Source organism: Alteromonas ponticola (assembly GCF_012911815.1).
Lineage (GTDB): Bacteria > Pseudomonadota > Gammaproteobacteria > Enterobacterales > Alteromonadaceae > Alteromonas > Alteromonas ponticola.
In genome coordinates this window covers 373,639-387,961 of the sequence record NZ_JAATNW010000006.1, presented here as the reverse complement: position 1 = coordinate 387,961, position 14,323 = coordinate 373,639, and the positions used below count along the sequence as shown (strand labels likewise).

The window sequence follows — 14,323 nt, the reverse complement described above, 5'->3', positions numbered from 1 at the left end:
AAATTATTTAGTGCGACCTTTAAACTGATGATTTTAATTCATCCGGTCTGAAAGAATGATGCTAAAAATCTTCACGCTAATAATTTCACTTTCCCTTTCATTGTCACTAAAAGCAGCGAACCAAAACGAGTACACAACAGGTCCCTTCCAACTAGCCGAACGGTACAAATCCGATATTGACGTAAAAGACTATTTTGTCAGTGAGAAGCTGGATGGCGTGCGTGCCCGATGGACAGGACGCGAGTTGCTCACCAGAAAAGGGAATAAACTCTACCCACCTGCATGGTTTACCCAGGACTGGCCTGCAATTCCCATGGATGGCGAGTTATGGTCAAAGCGCGGTGATTTCGAGCGCATCGCATCCATAGTGCTGACCAACACGCCTGATCACAGGTGGCGTGAAATTACTATGATGCTATTTGATTTGCCCATCCTCGAAACGCCATTTTCTTCTCGAGTTAGTAAAATGAAGGAACTGGTGCGTCAAACAGCCAACCCCAGCCTGGCCATAATTCCCCAGTTTAAGCTTCCCTCAACCGAGGCACTGCAAGTAAAATTGGATGAGATAAGTGACAACGGCGGTGAGGGAGTAATGCTTCATCACCAGCACGCTTTTTATCAGCATGGTCGTAATAGCAGGCTATTAAAGGCTAAGCGCTTTGAGGATGATGAAGCCAGAGTGCTCGCACATATAGCAGGGAAAGGTAAATTCCGGGGGATGATGGGTTCATTGCTGGTTGAGACCAAAGATGGGGTAAAATTTAAAATTGGCAGCGGCTTTAGCCAGCAAGAGCGTAAGGACCCGCCGCCGTTAAATAGCTGGATAACTTTCAAATATTATGGCCTCACTAAGCGTGGTGTGCCTAGATTCGCAAGTTATTTGCGGCTGCGTCCTGCCCAAGATAATCCCGCTGAAAGAAGGGCATCGCTTTAGTTGAAAACCAGTCAACTAACCTGCTCTTAACTGATGTAAAATGGAACAATCTTCGATTTTATGATTAACGCAGGATGTGGCCAGTTCAGACAAGGATGTTTCCAGTAACGCAAGTTCCCGCTGTTTTTGTTTAATTTTAGCCAACTGCCTGGCGATAATATCGTCTACCGTTGAGCAGGGAGCTGCGGGCGTTGCCTGAATGTCCAAAAGCTGCTTAATGTCATCAATGGCAATATTCAGTTCCCGGCAGCGTCTTATAAACACTAATGTTGCAATGTCCTGGCGTTGATAGCTGCGATATCCGTTACTATCTCGTTCAGCGGCAGAAATAAGCTTGATTTGCTCGTAATAACGAATTGTTTTTGCCGGCACATTTGACGCATGGGCCAGTTCGCTTATTTTCATATTGACCTTCCAGTGACTGTAACCTTTAACATGAGTTTATCATTTTTTCTTTAGTGTACTGAAATTCGACGATGCCTGTATCCCATTCATTTCCTCTACTTGTCTTGGCGCTTACTGCTGCACCAACAAATGCAGCCAATGTGAACTCTTCCATTCAATCTGCACCAACAAACGAGATGCAGAGTGAAGCGCAAGAGCATCACGACGGACACACGGATGAGCACGGACACGGTGATGGAGTAGAAAAGATTGTAGTACAGGCAACGCGTTCCGGGCGCATTTCTGATGAGCAACCTATTCGGGTTGAGCTCATTAACCGCGAAGAAATTCAGGAAAAAGCCACCATGCGACCGGGCAACATTTCCATGTTGGTGGCGGAAACGGGCGGTGTGCGGGTGCAAACCACCTCACCCGCAATGGGCAGTGCTAACATCCGTTTACAGGGTATGTACGGCAGATACACGCAGTTGCTTGCCGATGGACTGCCGCTTTACGGAAACCAGGCAGCATCCATAGGACTGCTGCAGATCCCCCCAACCGATTTGGGCCGCGTCGAGATTATTAAAGGATCGGCATCGTCATTGTACGGCGGCTCGGCATTAGGCGGCGTGATTAATCTAGTCTCACGGCAGCCGGGCGATGAATTTACCGGCGAAACCCTGCTCAACCTCACCACCCGCGATGGTCAGGATCTGACAACTTATGCAGAATCACCGTTAACTGACTCGTTAAGCGGTTCGCTGACTGCGGGTAGCCATCATCAGAAAAGCGAAGATATCGATAACGACGGCTGGGTTGATTTGCCAGGCTACGAACGATACACGGTTCGGCCACGCCTGTTTTGGCGCGGAGATGAAGGGGAAAATCTCTACCTTACCGCTGGCTACATGACTGAAAACCGTGCTGGCGGCACCAGAACAGGAGCCGTAGTGGCAGATGGAAACCCGTTTAGGCAGCTTCAGGAATCTGAGCGGGTAGATGCGGGTATGGTGTATTCCTCGCCACTATCAGACGTACTGACGTTCAATTCCAGAGCGTCAGCAATGAAACAAAACCACGATCATCTGTTCGGCAATATTGAGCAAATTGACGAACATTACAGTTATCTGGCAGAGGCCAGTGTGGCGGGTTACAGCGAACGCACTGATTGGGTGCTGGGTCTAGCTTATCAATCTGACCGCTACCAATCGCTGAGTTTTGCTGAATTTGACTATGCCTATCAGGTACCCGGGGTGTTTGCGCAAGTGGACTATCAACATACGGACAAATTCACCACGTCATACAGTGTCCGCCTTGATGAACACAACGAGTTTGACACCCAGTTTAGCCCTCGCGTCTCGTTTTTGTATCGACCGGGTGATATTACCGTGAGGGGATCTTACGCGCAGGGTTATTATGCACCCACCCCCTTTGTTGATGAAATAGAAGCGGCTGGCCTGTCCAGACTGGACACGATTGAAGGGCTAAAGGAAGAGCAAGCCGAAACCGCGTCTTTGGATGTAACCTATACCATCGACAATATTGAAACCAGTCTGACACTGTTTGGCTCTAATACGGAAAACACGGTGGAACTTGAACCTTTGGCATCAACCAGCAATGGTGATCTAGACCGGGTAAGACTCGTTAACGCTGAAGGTGAAAGCCAGATCCGCGGCTCTGAGATTTTACTTCGCTATTATTGGCAGGATATCAAACTTACGGCGAGTTATTTATATCTTGACGCCAGCCGGGAAAGTATCGACAGTGGCACCTCACCAATAGCCCTTACCCCACAACATTCCGCTGGTTTTGTGGCAATGTGGGAACAGCATGGAAACTTCCGTGCAGGCTTTGAGGCCTACTACACTGGTACTCAGCCGCTGGACAATAATCCTTATCTCCGTGAATCAAAACCGTACTGGCATTTGGGCCTGATGGGCGAAATAACGCTCGGCCGCACCAGCTGGTTCATTAATTTGGAAAACCTGCTGGATGTACAACAAAATGATGAGCATCCACTTCTGTTGCCCACCAGAGCACCGTCTGGTCAATGGACGACGGACATCTGGTCACGAAATGATGGCTTTATCGTTAATGCCGGCGTTCGGGTCAAATTTGGCCACAAATAATGAGCTGGTGAGTCACTCTTTCTCGTGACACCTGTTCACTGTTTAAAGCACGTCGTTAATCGCAAAGCTCCGTGGTCGAAAAAGTGACTTGCACAGCTGAGTGTCTAGCGAATCGTTATTAAGAAGAACAACTATAGTGAGAAATGCCACCCACACCGAATAAGTCCCGCGGACGCAATTGGTAAAACTTCTCTGTCGTCGCGTCCGTTTGTTCGGCGTAGGGGCGGGTCAATACGTCCTGTAATTCCTTAATGAGTGAGTAGTCACCTTTTGTAGCATTTTGATAGGCAGGTACCACCCGCCACTCCCGCCAGGTGAATTTAGGATTCGTCTGTTTCATTTGCTGCGTAATTTCCTGCAACTTTTCATTATCAAGCAATGATCGCCATTGGCTTAGCCAAGCGCTCCACTGAGCGCGTAAAGCGTCTGATGGCCCCTCATAAAAACTTGGCTCAAGTTGGCTTATGTCGTTAGGAATGGTACTTAATTCACGGAAAAACACTGTATAGTCCACTGAACTTTGGACCATCAAGGGTAACAGGTCACTTAACACTTGCGCATTGTATGATGGTAAGCCTAATTTAGCTGTCCACATTTCCCTTAATGCCCCTTCCATCACATCGGCAAAACCAGCCACCATTGTATCCAGCTCCGCAATCGCTTCGTCATTTGAACCCAGTGCAGGACGCAATGCCGAGCAGAAACTGGCAAAGTTCTTTTCGGCTGCCAGCGGTTGATTCAGAAAGGAAAAGTGCCTGCCTCCACCAGTCCAGGGTTGATAATATGGGTGAAAACGCTCGATGAACCCGAACGGGCCGTAGTCCAGGGTGAAGCCACCAACGGCGCAATTATCGCTGTTGAAGTTGCCCTGGCAATAGCCCACCCTGATCCAGTTTGCTACCAATGCAGTCAGGCGGCGGCGAAATGCCAATGCCAACGCAAGAATTCGTTCGCTGAATGGGCCATCCGCTTTTATTTCTTTACCATATTCGCGTTCGATTGCATGAAGAATAATCATTTCTAATTCTTTTTGCGCATCAGGGTGCGCATTGACGCGCGCTCTTCGCGCAAACAATTCCAGTTGACCCACGCGCAAGAATGAGGGTGCAACCCGGGTAGTGATAGCTACAGGATTAGAAACCATAACCTGCGGATCGAGCGATTTCGAGCCCTCTTCATACCAGGGCCGATCCACCTGCTCAGTGGTTGAGGCAATTAAGCTAAGCGAGCGGGAAGTAGGTACGCCCAGCGCGTACATGTGCTCCTGAGCAAGAAACTCACGCACGCTGGATCGCAGCACCGCGCGCCCATCGCCACCACGACAGTAAGGGGTTCGACCAGCGCCTTTAAGTTGCATTTCCCAGCGTTTATCGTTGATTACCACTTCCAGCACTGCAATGGCTCGTCCATCGCCGTAGCCATTGCCGGTTTGGAAAGGACACTGCTGAACATACTCATTACCAAAAATGGAAAGCGCGTAGCCAGTGGCCCAGCCGAAATTTTTTGCTGCTTCACCTGCGTTATCCAGATTTCCGGAAAAATACTGAATAAATTCTTTCGTAGTTGCAATGTTTTCATCCAGACTCAGTTCTGCGAAGAATGCTTTGCTATGCGCCACATAAACTGGATCACTGATGGGAGTAGGCCGGACTGGCACGTAGTGGCCTGAGAACACCTGCCGAGGGTAATAGTCATCGCCTGTATCTGTGGCATCCGGATCGACATTGAGATTTTCCAGTAACGAGAAGTCAGCACGCTGAGTCAGTTCATCTAGCGAGTGAATGAATGTTGTGGAATGACTCATTTTTGTATCGCCCATTTACTATAATGCCTTTTTATTGAAGAAGTTTGCATGCGTATTAAACCAGAACAAACATAGTTCGATGAGATGCCGGTGACGCAGCGGAATCGTGCGTGTAACGAAGATGTATTGTATGCAGTGCGCACTCATTGTTTTTACCTGTCCAATTAAACCTGAGTGCTAAATTACTACGAAACTCGGCTGCCAAAAGATTGCCGCGGGCCATCGTCACGACAGCGTCTGACCTGTCAAAAACTCAATTTAGTAAATTGGTTTCCAAATCGCTATGAATTAATTGCTTAGCAACCAACACAGACAGCTTATTATAGTCGGCAATTATGCCTTAGCACTGTCCCGGCTACTGACCTCTTGATGCCAACGCTTGAGATTGGGATGATCATCGGTCATACGAATATTCACCACGCGGCCGAAATCGATTGCACATAACGCTGTGATATCTGCGGCGGAAAACCGATTGCCAGCAATAAATGTAGATTCTGCGAGACGACGATCGAGTAATTTCATATATTTCAGTGCAGATTCGCCGGCCACTTTGCCGTATTCTGGCACAGGCGTCATGCGATCTTTGAAATAGCCAGTGGTGTGTTGAAAACACATGCCGATTTGCAGCATCAGGGCTAATTCCACCTGCCGTTCCCACATCACTATTTGGGCCGTTTCTATCGCGGTGGTACCTAACAGGGGCGGCTGCGGATACTGTGATTCCAGATAGGTATAGATGGCAGCACATTCACTGATACAAGTGCCATCATCCAGCTCCAGGATCGGCACTTTCCCCAATGGGTTCTTCGCCCGCATTTCTTTGCTCAGGTTTTCACCTTTTTGCAAGTCAAGTTCGATCAATTCCGCGTTGATTGATTTTTCTGCCATGAATATGCGAACCCTACGTGGGTTAGGCGCTTTGTGAGTTTGATAGAGTTTCATTCGCCACTCCTGTTGCCAGCCTGAGTGGTTAAGATAACGTAAATGACTGGCAAAAAGATAGCTTGCTGTCACAATAAAGGTAACGATATGCGGTGGATGTAAATATGGCAAATGCAAAAAATGTATTAGGTACCCAATTGAAACTTTGCTGCGGTAATTCTGGTTACACGCGGGAAGGTTTTTGCTATGTTCCCAATGACGATATCGGCAACCATAGTGTTTGCGCAATTGTTGATGACGCCTTTTTAGAATTCTCGTTAGTGCAGGGAAATGACTTGGTCACTCCCCGCCCTGAAATGCAATTTCCAGGCTTGCAAGCTGGCGATCGCTGGTGTTTGTGTGCAATTCGCTGGCTACACGCCTATGAAGCAGGTGTCGCCCCGAAAGTGAAATTGGAAGCTACTCATGAAAAAGCGCTGGAAATTATTCCTTTAGCATATCTTGAAGCTTTTGCGATCTAGCGTGAAGTATCGTTAAACGTGTTGAAAATCCGATATCACCAGTTGGAGAGGGTAGCACCACCGCCTTCGCGGTGGTGACGTCACCAATAGTTTATTGCGGGGTGCGTATTACCAATAAGCGGGTTTCAGTCATGTCCTCTATGGCGTAACGGATCCCTTCACGACCCAATCCCGAATCTTTAACTCCACCATACGGCATGTTATCCACCCGCCAGCTAGGTACATCGCCAATTACCACGCCGCCCACTTCCAATTTGTCCCACGCGCGATTCGCCTTGTATAAATCTCGGGTGAAAATCCCAGCCTGTAATCCGTAACGACTGTTATTAATTTCTTCCAGCGCCGCATCAAAATCATCAAATGGATAGAGCACAGCTACCGGACCAAAGGCCTCTTCTGCGCTGACATCAGCATCTTTAGGCACATTTTCCATTACGGTCGCTTCCAACATCGCACCGTTGCGTTCACCGCCGCACAATAAAGTTGCGCCCTGATTTTTGGCTTCTTCAATCCAGCCATGTAACCTTTTTGCCTCTGACTCAGAGATCATGGGTCCGATGAAGGTATTCTCATCGGAAGGGTCGCCGGACTTCAATTCCTTTACCTTGCCGACAAAACGTTGCTTGAAGTCGTCGTAAATTGAGCGATGAATTAAAATTCGCTGAACCCCAATACAGCTTTGACCGGATTGGTAGTAAGCACCAACTATCAGACGCTCCAGCGCGTCGTCGAGATCGGCGTCTTCGTCTACTATACAAGCGGCATTACCACCCAGCTCTAACACCACGGGCTTCTTACCTGCTTTGGCCTTCAGGTCCCATCCCACATCAGGCGAGCCGGTGAAACTTAACAGCTTTAGTCGCTCGTCCGTGGTAAATAGATCCGCTCCATCGCGACTGCAAGGTAAGATTGAAAATGCCCCTTTAGGCAAATCGGTCTCAGCCAGAATCTCTCCAATGATTAATGCACCAATCGGCGTTCGCGAAGCAGGTTTGAGTACAAATGTACAGCCTGCAGCTATCGCTGGAGCAACTTTGTGTGCCGCCAGATTAAGTGGGAAATTAAACGGCGAAATAAAAGAGCAGGGCCCAATCGGGACTTTTTTAGTCATGCCTTGATAGCCTTTGGCGCGGGCTGAAATTTCAAGGTTGATAACTTCACCATTAATGCGAACCGATTCTTCCGACGCGATCCTGAATGTATCTATCAAGCGGGTTACTTCGCCCTTGGCATCTTTGATGGGTTTTCCTGCCTCGATGCAAAGTGCTTTGGCCAGCTCATCTTCCCGTTCTTTAAAGCGTTTAACACAGTGGTCTAACACCGCTTGGCGTTCAAAAGGTGACATTGCCGTCATGGCTGGCTGTGCTTTTTCTGCCGCGGCAATGGCCTTATCAATATCATCCGCATTAGCTTTAGCGACCCGGGTTGCGACTTCACCGGTATACTTGTTAGTTACTTCAAGATCCTGATTTTTGAAAATAGCCTCATTGGCTAGGTAAAAGGGATACTTGTCCTTCATGTTCGCTCCTTATAGCTGGCTGCTAAGTTCACGGATGGTATTATTAAGTGTTTCGTCGTTCATACTGTAATCGACCGGGCAATCAATGACATGCACGCCAGACGTTTGCAAACAATGCTGTATACGTTCACGCAGCGATGATGTCGACTCAATTCGCCACCCGTGCGCACCATACGCATTGGCGTATTCCACAAAATCTGGATTGCCGTAGTCCAGCCCAAAGTTACCCAACTCCATATGTGCCTGCTTCCACTTGATCATACCGTATGCATCGTCGCGCAAAATAATCACAACTAAATCAAGTTTAAGCCTCACTGCTGTTTCAAGTTCCTGACTGTTCATCATAAAGCCGCCATCGCCACACACGCTTAGCACCGGGACCTCCGGATTAACGATCTTCGCGGCAATAGCGGACGGTAATCCTGCGCCCATTGACGCTAGTGCGTTATCAAGTAACAAGGTGTTGGGTTGGTAAGCGGGATAATTACGCGCAAACCAGATTTTATATACCCCATTATCAAGGGTAACGATGCCCTCTTTGGGCATTACGGCTCTCACATCACGCACAAATCGCTCGGGCAAAACGGGAAACCTGTCGTCATTTTCCGCTTCAGCGCGGTGATTAACATAGGCTTCATGGACATCTTTGTAAAAATCGAGTTTCCAGTTACTCTGCGGTTCCACCCGCTCTTTGATTTGCCAGATGCTGTTGGCGATATCGCCGACCACTTCAAGCTGAGGGAAGTAAACCGGATCCACCGCCGCTGGTTCGAAGTTAATATGAATGACTTGCTTGCCATCGTTATGCATAAAGAAAGGCGGCTTTTCTACTACATCGTGGCCTACATTGATAATAAGGTCTGCACGCTTGATTGCTCGATGGACGAAATCACCGTCAGACAACGCGGTGTTGCCGGCAAATAACGCGTCCTCTTCGTTGAGAACGCCTTTGCCCATTTGAGTGGTGACAAAAGGAATGCCTGTTTTATCGACAAACTCGCGCAGCATTTTTGCTGTCAGTTTACGGTTCGCCCCCGCACCGATAAGTATCAGCGGAGAATTGGCCTTTTCAATCATGCTCACTGCTTCGTTAATTGCCTTATATTCAGCAATAGGACGGCGAGAGTAACTGGGTCGTAATAACGGTGAGGTGGTTTTTTCTGCAGCGATATCTTCAGGTAATTCGATATGCACTGCGCCGGGACGCTCCTCGTGGGCAATTCGAAATGCTTCACGAATAATGGATGGAATGCGATCGCCGCTTACCACCTGTGTGGTGTATTTGGTAATCGGCCGCATCATATCCACCGCATCAATGACCTGAAATCGTCCTTGCTTACTGGTTTTAATTGGTTTTTGCCCGGTGATCATCAGCATTGGCATCGCACCAAGCTGTGCATAAGCGGCCGGGGTCACCAGATTGGTGGCACCGGGCCCTAAAGTAGATAGACAAACACCGACTTTGCCGGTCAGCCTGCCATAGGTGGCAGCCATAAAGCCCGCGCCCTGTTCATGACGGGTAAGAATTAATTTTATTGAAGATGTCCGGATTGACTCTAGTAAATCCAGATTTTCTTCACCCGGAATACCGAAGATATATTCTACACCTTCAGCTTCCAGCGCTTTGATAAAAAGATCAGAGGCTTTCATGCAGTTGTGCTCTCCTTATTTTACATCGTATCAGCGAAATAATGCCGATCCGCATAAACGTGAATTGGCTTAGAGTATGTACCGAGAGCAGTAAGGATAAGATCGATTTAAAGTCGATTAGGGGGAAACTATAATGCTTAAGAGGTTTTTTGTTGCCACGATTCCAGCGATTGTGTTGTGTTAGCGTCCAGCTGAGCCTGGTTTTCCTGCAACCACCATTTTTCCATAATTTTAACGTTAGCGCGGTTCGCTTTATAGAAGAAATCCACCACATCACCGACGAAGGGCACAAAGCCGATACCAAAATCCAATGCCGCATTACGTACCATTTTAGTGATTAACGGTTTTGGCATGCCCAGCTTTTTGCCTAAATAGACAATGCGCATGGCAGCAGCCATCATCACTGCATCACCAATACCGGGAATTAACCCGACAATAGAATCGAGGCCAAATTTGAACGGGATAAAGGGTACCTTGATGGCGGTATCTAACGTATTGGCCAATTTCTGTGCCTGAAGCAATTCCTTTGGGGCTTTAGCCTGGTTCACTATTGTGCTGCTCCGCGTTGTGTTGCTAACTCAGATCGTTGGGTGTTGTCGTTCTCAATACGCCATCCCTGAATATTTTGCTCAATAATTTTTGCCAGTGTTTCGATATGCTTTGGCTGGTCGTTAAGTGCTGGAATGTATTCATAATGCTTACCGCCGGCCTCGATGAAGTAGTCTCTGTTTTCAACGGCTATTTCTTCTAAGGTTTCCAGGCAATCTGCTGAGAAGCCAGGACAAACAACCTGTATTGACTTCACGCCTTCGTTTGGCAACGCCTTTAATCTGAAGTCAGTGTAAGGTTGTAACCATTCTTCGCGACCAAATCTGGACTGAAAGGTCGTTTCATATTCGGATTTGCCTAGGCCGAGTGCCTCTGCCAGCAGCCGGGATGTCTTGTGGCAATGACAGAAATAGGGATCACCATTAGTGAGGTAGCGTTTGGGGATGCCGTGAAAAGAGAAAATTAACTTTTCTGCTCTACCTTTAGAGGCCCAATGTTGTCTAATGCTGTCAGCCAGCGTCTCAATATAATCTGAGTGATCGTGATAGGAGCTGATAAAACGAAAGTCAGGCAACCAGCGTCGGCGCGTAAACAAATCGGCAATGGCATCAAAGGTGGATCCCGTGGTGGACGCGCAATACTGCGGGTACAGGGGCAGTACTACCAGCTTCCTGACACCTTGGTCCAACATGCGGTTTGTCACGCTGTCAATGTCTGGGTTGCCATAACGCATGGCAAAATCTACTACGATGTCGTCACCATACATCTGAGTAAGCTTTGTACGCAGTGCTTCATTTTGCTGTTGCGTGATAGTCAATAATGGAGAACCCTCTTCTGTCCAAACCGTGCTATACGCTTTTGCTGAACGACGCGGTCGAATGTTGAGAATGACCCCGTTCAACACCATCCACCAGATGAGCTTAGGTACTTCTACCACTCGTGGATCCGAGAGGAATTGCTTTAAATAGCGCCTAAGCGCTTTTGGTTCCGGTTTATCGGGTGTGCCCAGATTTGTAATCAATACACCAATTTTATCGCTCTGTTTGTGAGTAAAGCCGGTCGAATTGATATACTTCATAGTAGATTCACACCCTCCTGATTAAATGACTTAGGGTTGATAATACGTAGCCGCACCCGGCCCCACGGGCATTCCGAGCAAGAAAACCCAGACATAGAATAATAGTGTCCAACCCAACATAAAGACCAACGAATACGGCAACATAGTCGCAATTAGCGTACCCATTCCCAGGTTCTTCTGGTAGCGAGCGGCCATGGCTAGAATAAGACCAAAATAACTCATCATTGGCGAAATGACATTCGTAACCGAGTCACCAATACGGTAAGCAGCCTGAATGACTTCCGGGGCAAAGCCTATCAGCATCAGCATAGGTACAAAAATGGGAGCCGTCACAGCCCACTGTGCCGAAGCGCTGCCCAGTGAGAGGTTTACGATGCCACACATAATAATAAATAAAATAAACACTTCAGGGCCATCCAAGCCTAATGCCTGTAGTAATGCTGCACCTTTTACAGCTAATACAGTTCCCAGATTGGTCCATTTGAAAAAAGCGACAAACTGGGCCGCGAAAAATACCAGCGTGATGTACAACCCCATGGCGCCCATACTTTTTGACATCGCATCAATAATGTCGCGGTCGTTCTTCATCGTGCCAGCTACGCGACCATAGACAAATCCGGGGACCGCAAAAGTGATGAAAATGAATGCTACAATGCCTTTAAGAAAAGGTGAGCCCGCTACTTCATTGGTTTCAGGGTGTCTTAAAATACCCCACTCTGGGACGACAGTGAGCGCTAACAAACCACACATAAGCGCAAATGATATGCCAGCCCATTTCAGTGCTCGTTTCTCCGAGGCCGTAGGAGGTTCCATGGACTGTTTTTCCAAATGCACCGACGCATCTTTTTCATCAAACTTGCCCAATCGTGGTTCAACAATTTTCTCAGTAACCAGGGCCCCCATAGTGGCTACCAGAAATGTACTGATGAACATGAAGTACCAATTCACTTCTGGCCCCACAGAATATTCTGGATCAATCATATGCGCGGCAGCCTCGGTGATCCCGGACAACAAAGGGTCAACGGTACCTAAGAGTAAATTGGCGCTATAGCCCGCAGATACACCGGCAAAAGCGGCTGCCAATCCAGCCAGGGGATGACGTCCCAGAGAATGAAAAATCATGGCGGCCAGTGGTATTAACACCACATAACCCAGTTCAGAAGCCGTGTTAGAAATAATTCCCGCAAATACGATGGCGAAGGTCACCACTCTTTTTGACGCGTTCATTACCAGTGAACGTAAGGCCGTTGATAACAAACCGGAGTGCTCAGCAACTGATACCCCCAGTAACGCAACCAGTACTGTGCCCAATGGCGCAAAGCCGGTAAAGTTCGTAACCAGACCGGTGACAATTCTTTGCAGACCCTCGGCACTCATCAGCGAAATCACTTCAATCATGCCGTCAGGATCGCGACCTTTAGCGTCAAGTGGACGTGGATCGGCCACCGCAACATCGAAGTAACCCAAAATTCCGCTAAGAATGACAATGAAAACGGATAACATGGCAAACAGGGTTACCGGATGGGGTAGGAGATTACCTAACCACTCAACTGTTGCCAGAAAACGAGAGAACCAACCCGTCGACTCGTTACTGGTCGCGGTTTGACTGTTTGAATTTGACGATGACACACTACTTCCTCTGACGTTATGCGAAAAAACACTTAACTGCTAAGTCTATTGGTGATGCCTTTTTACTCAACATCTCACGCCATTTAATTGTGTTATATGGCTTATTTTGGGCGTCATTCTATCAAAATCCGTCCCGCTTATCAGCAAAAGTTAATTTAGTAGCTTTAAGCTGGTGTAACGTAAATATTTTCAAATAGAATCATATGATTACGTAGAAAAAAACGATGCATTACTATTTGGTTTTAGACTGGTAGGAGTAGGAAAGGTTAGGATTATGAGAGGTTTAACGCAAAATTTAATCGGAATCAAAGCAACAAAAAAAGCCGGTGAAAACACCGGCTTTTCGCTTTACTATTCTTTCTTCCCGATACTCTTCCCATTCATATATTGGAAGAAATCGTTGTCAGGCTCCACTACCAGCACATCCTGTTTGCTGTTAAAGCTCCTACGATAGGCATCCATACTACGCAGGAAACTGTAGAACTCAGGGTTTCTTGAGTACGTATCAGCGTAAATCTGTGCCGCTAATGCATCCCCCTCACCTTTAACCTGACGGGCGTTACGTTCAGCATCTGCCAGCATTACCGTAACTTTGGCATCAATGTCGGCGCGAATTACTTCTGCCTGTTCCTGACCTTCAGAGCGATGCTCTCTTGCAACACCCGCACGTTCAGCACGCATACGTTGGAAAATAGAGTTACTTACTTCAGTTGGCAGATTAATTTGCTTAACCCTGACATCCACAATACCGATACCCAGCTCATCGGACGACGAGGCGGCCTGCTCCATTGCCTGGTTCATCAGTGCAGAACGTTCTCCTGACACAATCTGCGCGATTGTTCTGGCACCAAACTCAGAGCGTAAACCATTATTCACTTTTTGTTTTAATAGCGCTTCAGCCTGTAACTTATTGCCGCCTGTCGACAGGTAGTAACGTGCAAAATCTTTAATTTTCCACTTCACATACGAATCGACAATCAGATCTTTTTTCTCTGAAGTCACAAAGCGATCAGGTGCATCATCCAAAGTTTGAATACGGGCATCCAAATGCTTCACGGTATCAATTAATGGGATTTTAAAGTGAAGCCCTGGTTCGAACACCTTGGTTTCACCTGTTTCGTCATCACGGTCAACCTTACCAAATTGTATAACTATGGCACGCTCACCTTCTTTGACCACAAACAGTGAACCCGAAGCCAACACACCAAGAATGATGATAACGACAAGTATTAAATTTTTCATGG

Annotated in this window: 12 protein-coding genes; 3 read left to right on the top strand and 9 right to left on the bottom strand. The window is 47.5% G+C overall.

The genetic code is table 11. The features are described 5' to 3' along the window. Positions 1 to 55: 55 nt before the first annotated feature. A complete protein-coding gene (locus HCJ96_RS12955) occupies positions 56 to 934 on the top strand; it encodes a DNA ligase (RefSeq protein WP_169211481.1) in 879 nt (292 codons plus the stop codon). Positions 935 to 949: 15 nt separating this feature from the next. Here the strand turns inward: HCJ96_RS12955 and HCJ96_RS12950 are convergent, their stop codons facing one another. Continuing rightward, complete coding sequence (locus HCJ96_RS12950) at positions 950 to 1,339, bottom strand: MerR family transcriptional regulator (protein ID WP_169211480.1); 390 nt, start codon at positions 1,337 to 1,339, stop codon at positions 950 to 952. Between the two features lie 71 nt (positions 1,340 to 1,410). Between HCJ96_RS12950 and HCJ96_RS12945 the strand changes: the two genes are divergently transcribed. Next, positions 1,411 to 3,447, top strand: a complete 2,037-nt coding sequence (locus tag HCJ96_RS12945) for a TonB-dependent receptor plug domain-containing protein (protein WP_169211479.1) — start codon at positions 1,411 to 1,413, stop codon at positions 3,445 to 3,447. 118 nt (positions 3,448 to 3,565) lie between these two features. Here HCJ96_RS12945 and HCJ96_RS12940 read toward each other — a convergent pair whose 3' ends face one another. Together HCJ96_RS12940 and HCJ96_RS12935 are read right to left on the bottom strand one after the other, a co-directional pair. Further along, positions 3,566 to 5,251: a protein adenylyltransferase SelO gene (locus HCJ96_RS12940; protein WP_246261366.1), complete on the bottom strand. Its 1,686-nt coding sequence runs from the start codon at positions 5,249 to 5,251 to the stop codon at positions 3,566 to 3,568. Positions 5,252 to 5,584: 333 nt separating this feature from the next. Then, positions 5,585 to 6,193: a glutathione S-transferase family protein gene (locus tag HCJ96_RS12935; protein ID WP_169211477.1), complete on the bottom strand. Its 609-nt coding sequence runs from the start codon at positions 6,191 to 6,193 to the stop codon at positions 5,585 to 5,587. A gap of 104 nt (positions 6,194 to 6,297) precedes the next feature. Between HCJ96_RS12935 and HCJ96_RS12930 the strand changes: the two genes are divergently transcribed. Then, entirely contained in the window at positions 6,298 to 6,654 is a 357-nt protein-coding gene (locus tag HCJ96_RS12930) for a DUF2237 family protein (protein WP_169211476.1), read from the top strand. A 91-nt stretch (positions 6,655 to 6,745) separates the two neighbouring features. Here the strand turns inward: HCJ96_RS12930 and HCJ96_RS12925 are convergent, their stop codons facing one another. From HCJ96_RS12925 to hflC, 6 genes are all read right to left on the bottom strand, one after another. Then, positions 6,746 to 8,173, bottom strand: coding sequence for an aldehyde dehydrogenase family protein (locus HCJ96_RS12925; RefSeq protein ID WP_169211475.1), 1,428 nt, complete (start codon positions 8,171 to 8,173; stop codon positions 6,746 to 6,748). 9 nt (positions 8,174 to 8,182) lie between these two features. Beyond that, on the bottom strand, positions 8,183 to 9,823 hold the full coding sequence (locus HCJ96_RS12920; RefSeq protein ID WP_169211474.1) for an acetolactate synthase large subunit: 1,641 nt from the start codon (positions 9,821 to 9,823) through the stop codon (positions 8,183 to 8,185). Positions 9,824 to 9,960: 137 nt separating this feature from the next. After that, positions 9,961 to 10,371, bottom strand: coding sequence for a DUF4112 domain-containing protein (locus HCJ96_RS12915; protein WP_169211473.1), 411 nt, complete (start codon positions 10,369 to 10,371; stop codon positions 9,961 to 9,963). Then, entirely contained in the window at positions 10,371 to 11,450 is a 1,080-nt protein-coding gene (hemH, locus tag HCJ96_RS12910; protein ID WP_169211472.1) for a ferrochelatase, read from the bottom strand. Before hemH ends, HCJ96_RS12915 begins: the two co-directional genes overlap by 1 nt. Before the next feature lie 30 nt (positions 11,451 to 11,480). Continuing rightward, positions 11,481 to 13,079: an AbgT family transporter gene (locus HCJ96_RS12905; RefSeq protein WP_169211471.1), complete on the bottom strand. Its 1,599-nt coding sequence runs from the start codon at positions 13,077 to 13,079 to the stop codon at positions 11,481 to 11,483. 351 nt (positions 13,080 to 13,430) lie between these two features. Continuing rightward, positions 13,431 to 14,321 carry a protease modulator HflC gene (gene hflC / locus HCJ96_RS12900; RefSeq protein WP_169211470.1) on the bottom strand — a complete coding sequence of 297 codons (891 nt, stop codon included), beginning with the start codon at positions 14,319 to 14,321 and terminating at the stop codon, positions 13,431 to 13,433. Positions 14,322 to 14,323: the final 2 nt, after the last annotated feature.

Excerpts from the sequence above, each read along its gene's own strand:
- HCJ96_RS12925 (WP_169211475.1), bottom strand. The coding sequence starts at position 8,173 with ATGAAGGACAAGTATCCCTTTTACCTAGCCAATGAGGCTATTTTCAAA.
- HCJ96_RS12935 (WP_169211477.1), bottom strand. The coding sequence starts at position 6,193 with ATGAAACTCTATCAAACTCACAAAGCGCCTAACCCACGTAGGGTTCGC.
- HCJ96_RS12930 (WP_169211476.1), top strand. The coding sequence starts at position 6,298 with ATGGCAAATGCAAAAAATGTATTAGGTACCCAATTGAAACTTTGCTGC.
- hemH (WP_169211472.1), bottom strand. The coding sequence starts at position 11,450 with ATGAAGTATATCAATTCGACCGGCTTTACTCACAAACAGAGCGATAAA.
- HCJ96_RS12955 (WP_169211481.1), top strand. The coding sequence starts at position 56 with ATGATGCTAAAAATCTTCACGCTAATAATTTCACTTTCCCTTTCATTG.
- HCJ96_RS12945 (WP_169211479.1), top strand. The coding sequence starts at position 1,411 with ATGCCTGTATCCCATTCATTTCCTCTACTTGTCTTGGCGCTTACTGCT.
- HCJ96_RS12940 (WP_246261366.1), bottom strand. The coding sequence starts at position 5,251 with ATGAGTCATTCCACAACATTCATTCACTCGCTAGATGAACTGACTCAG.
- HCJ96_RS12950 (WP_169211480.1), bottom strand. The coding sequence starts at position 1,339 with ATGAAAATAAGCGAACTGGCCCATGCGTCAAATGTGCCGGCAAAAACA.
- HCJ96_RS12920 (WP_169211474.1), bottom strand. The coding sequence starts at position 9,823 with ATGAAAGCCTCTGATCTTTTTATCAAAGCGCTGGAAGCTGAAGGTGTA.
- hflC (WP_169211470.1), bottom strand. The coding sequence starts at position 14,321 with ATGAAAAATTTAATACTTGTCGTTATCATCATTCTTGGTGTGTTGGCT.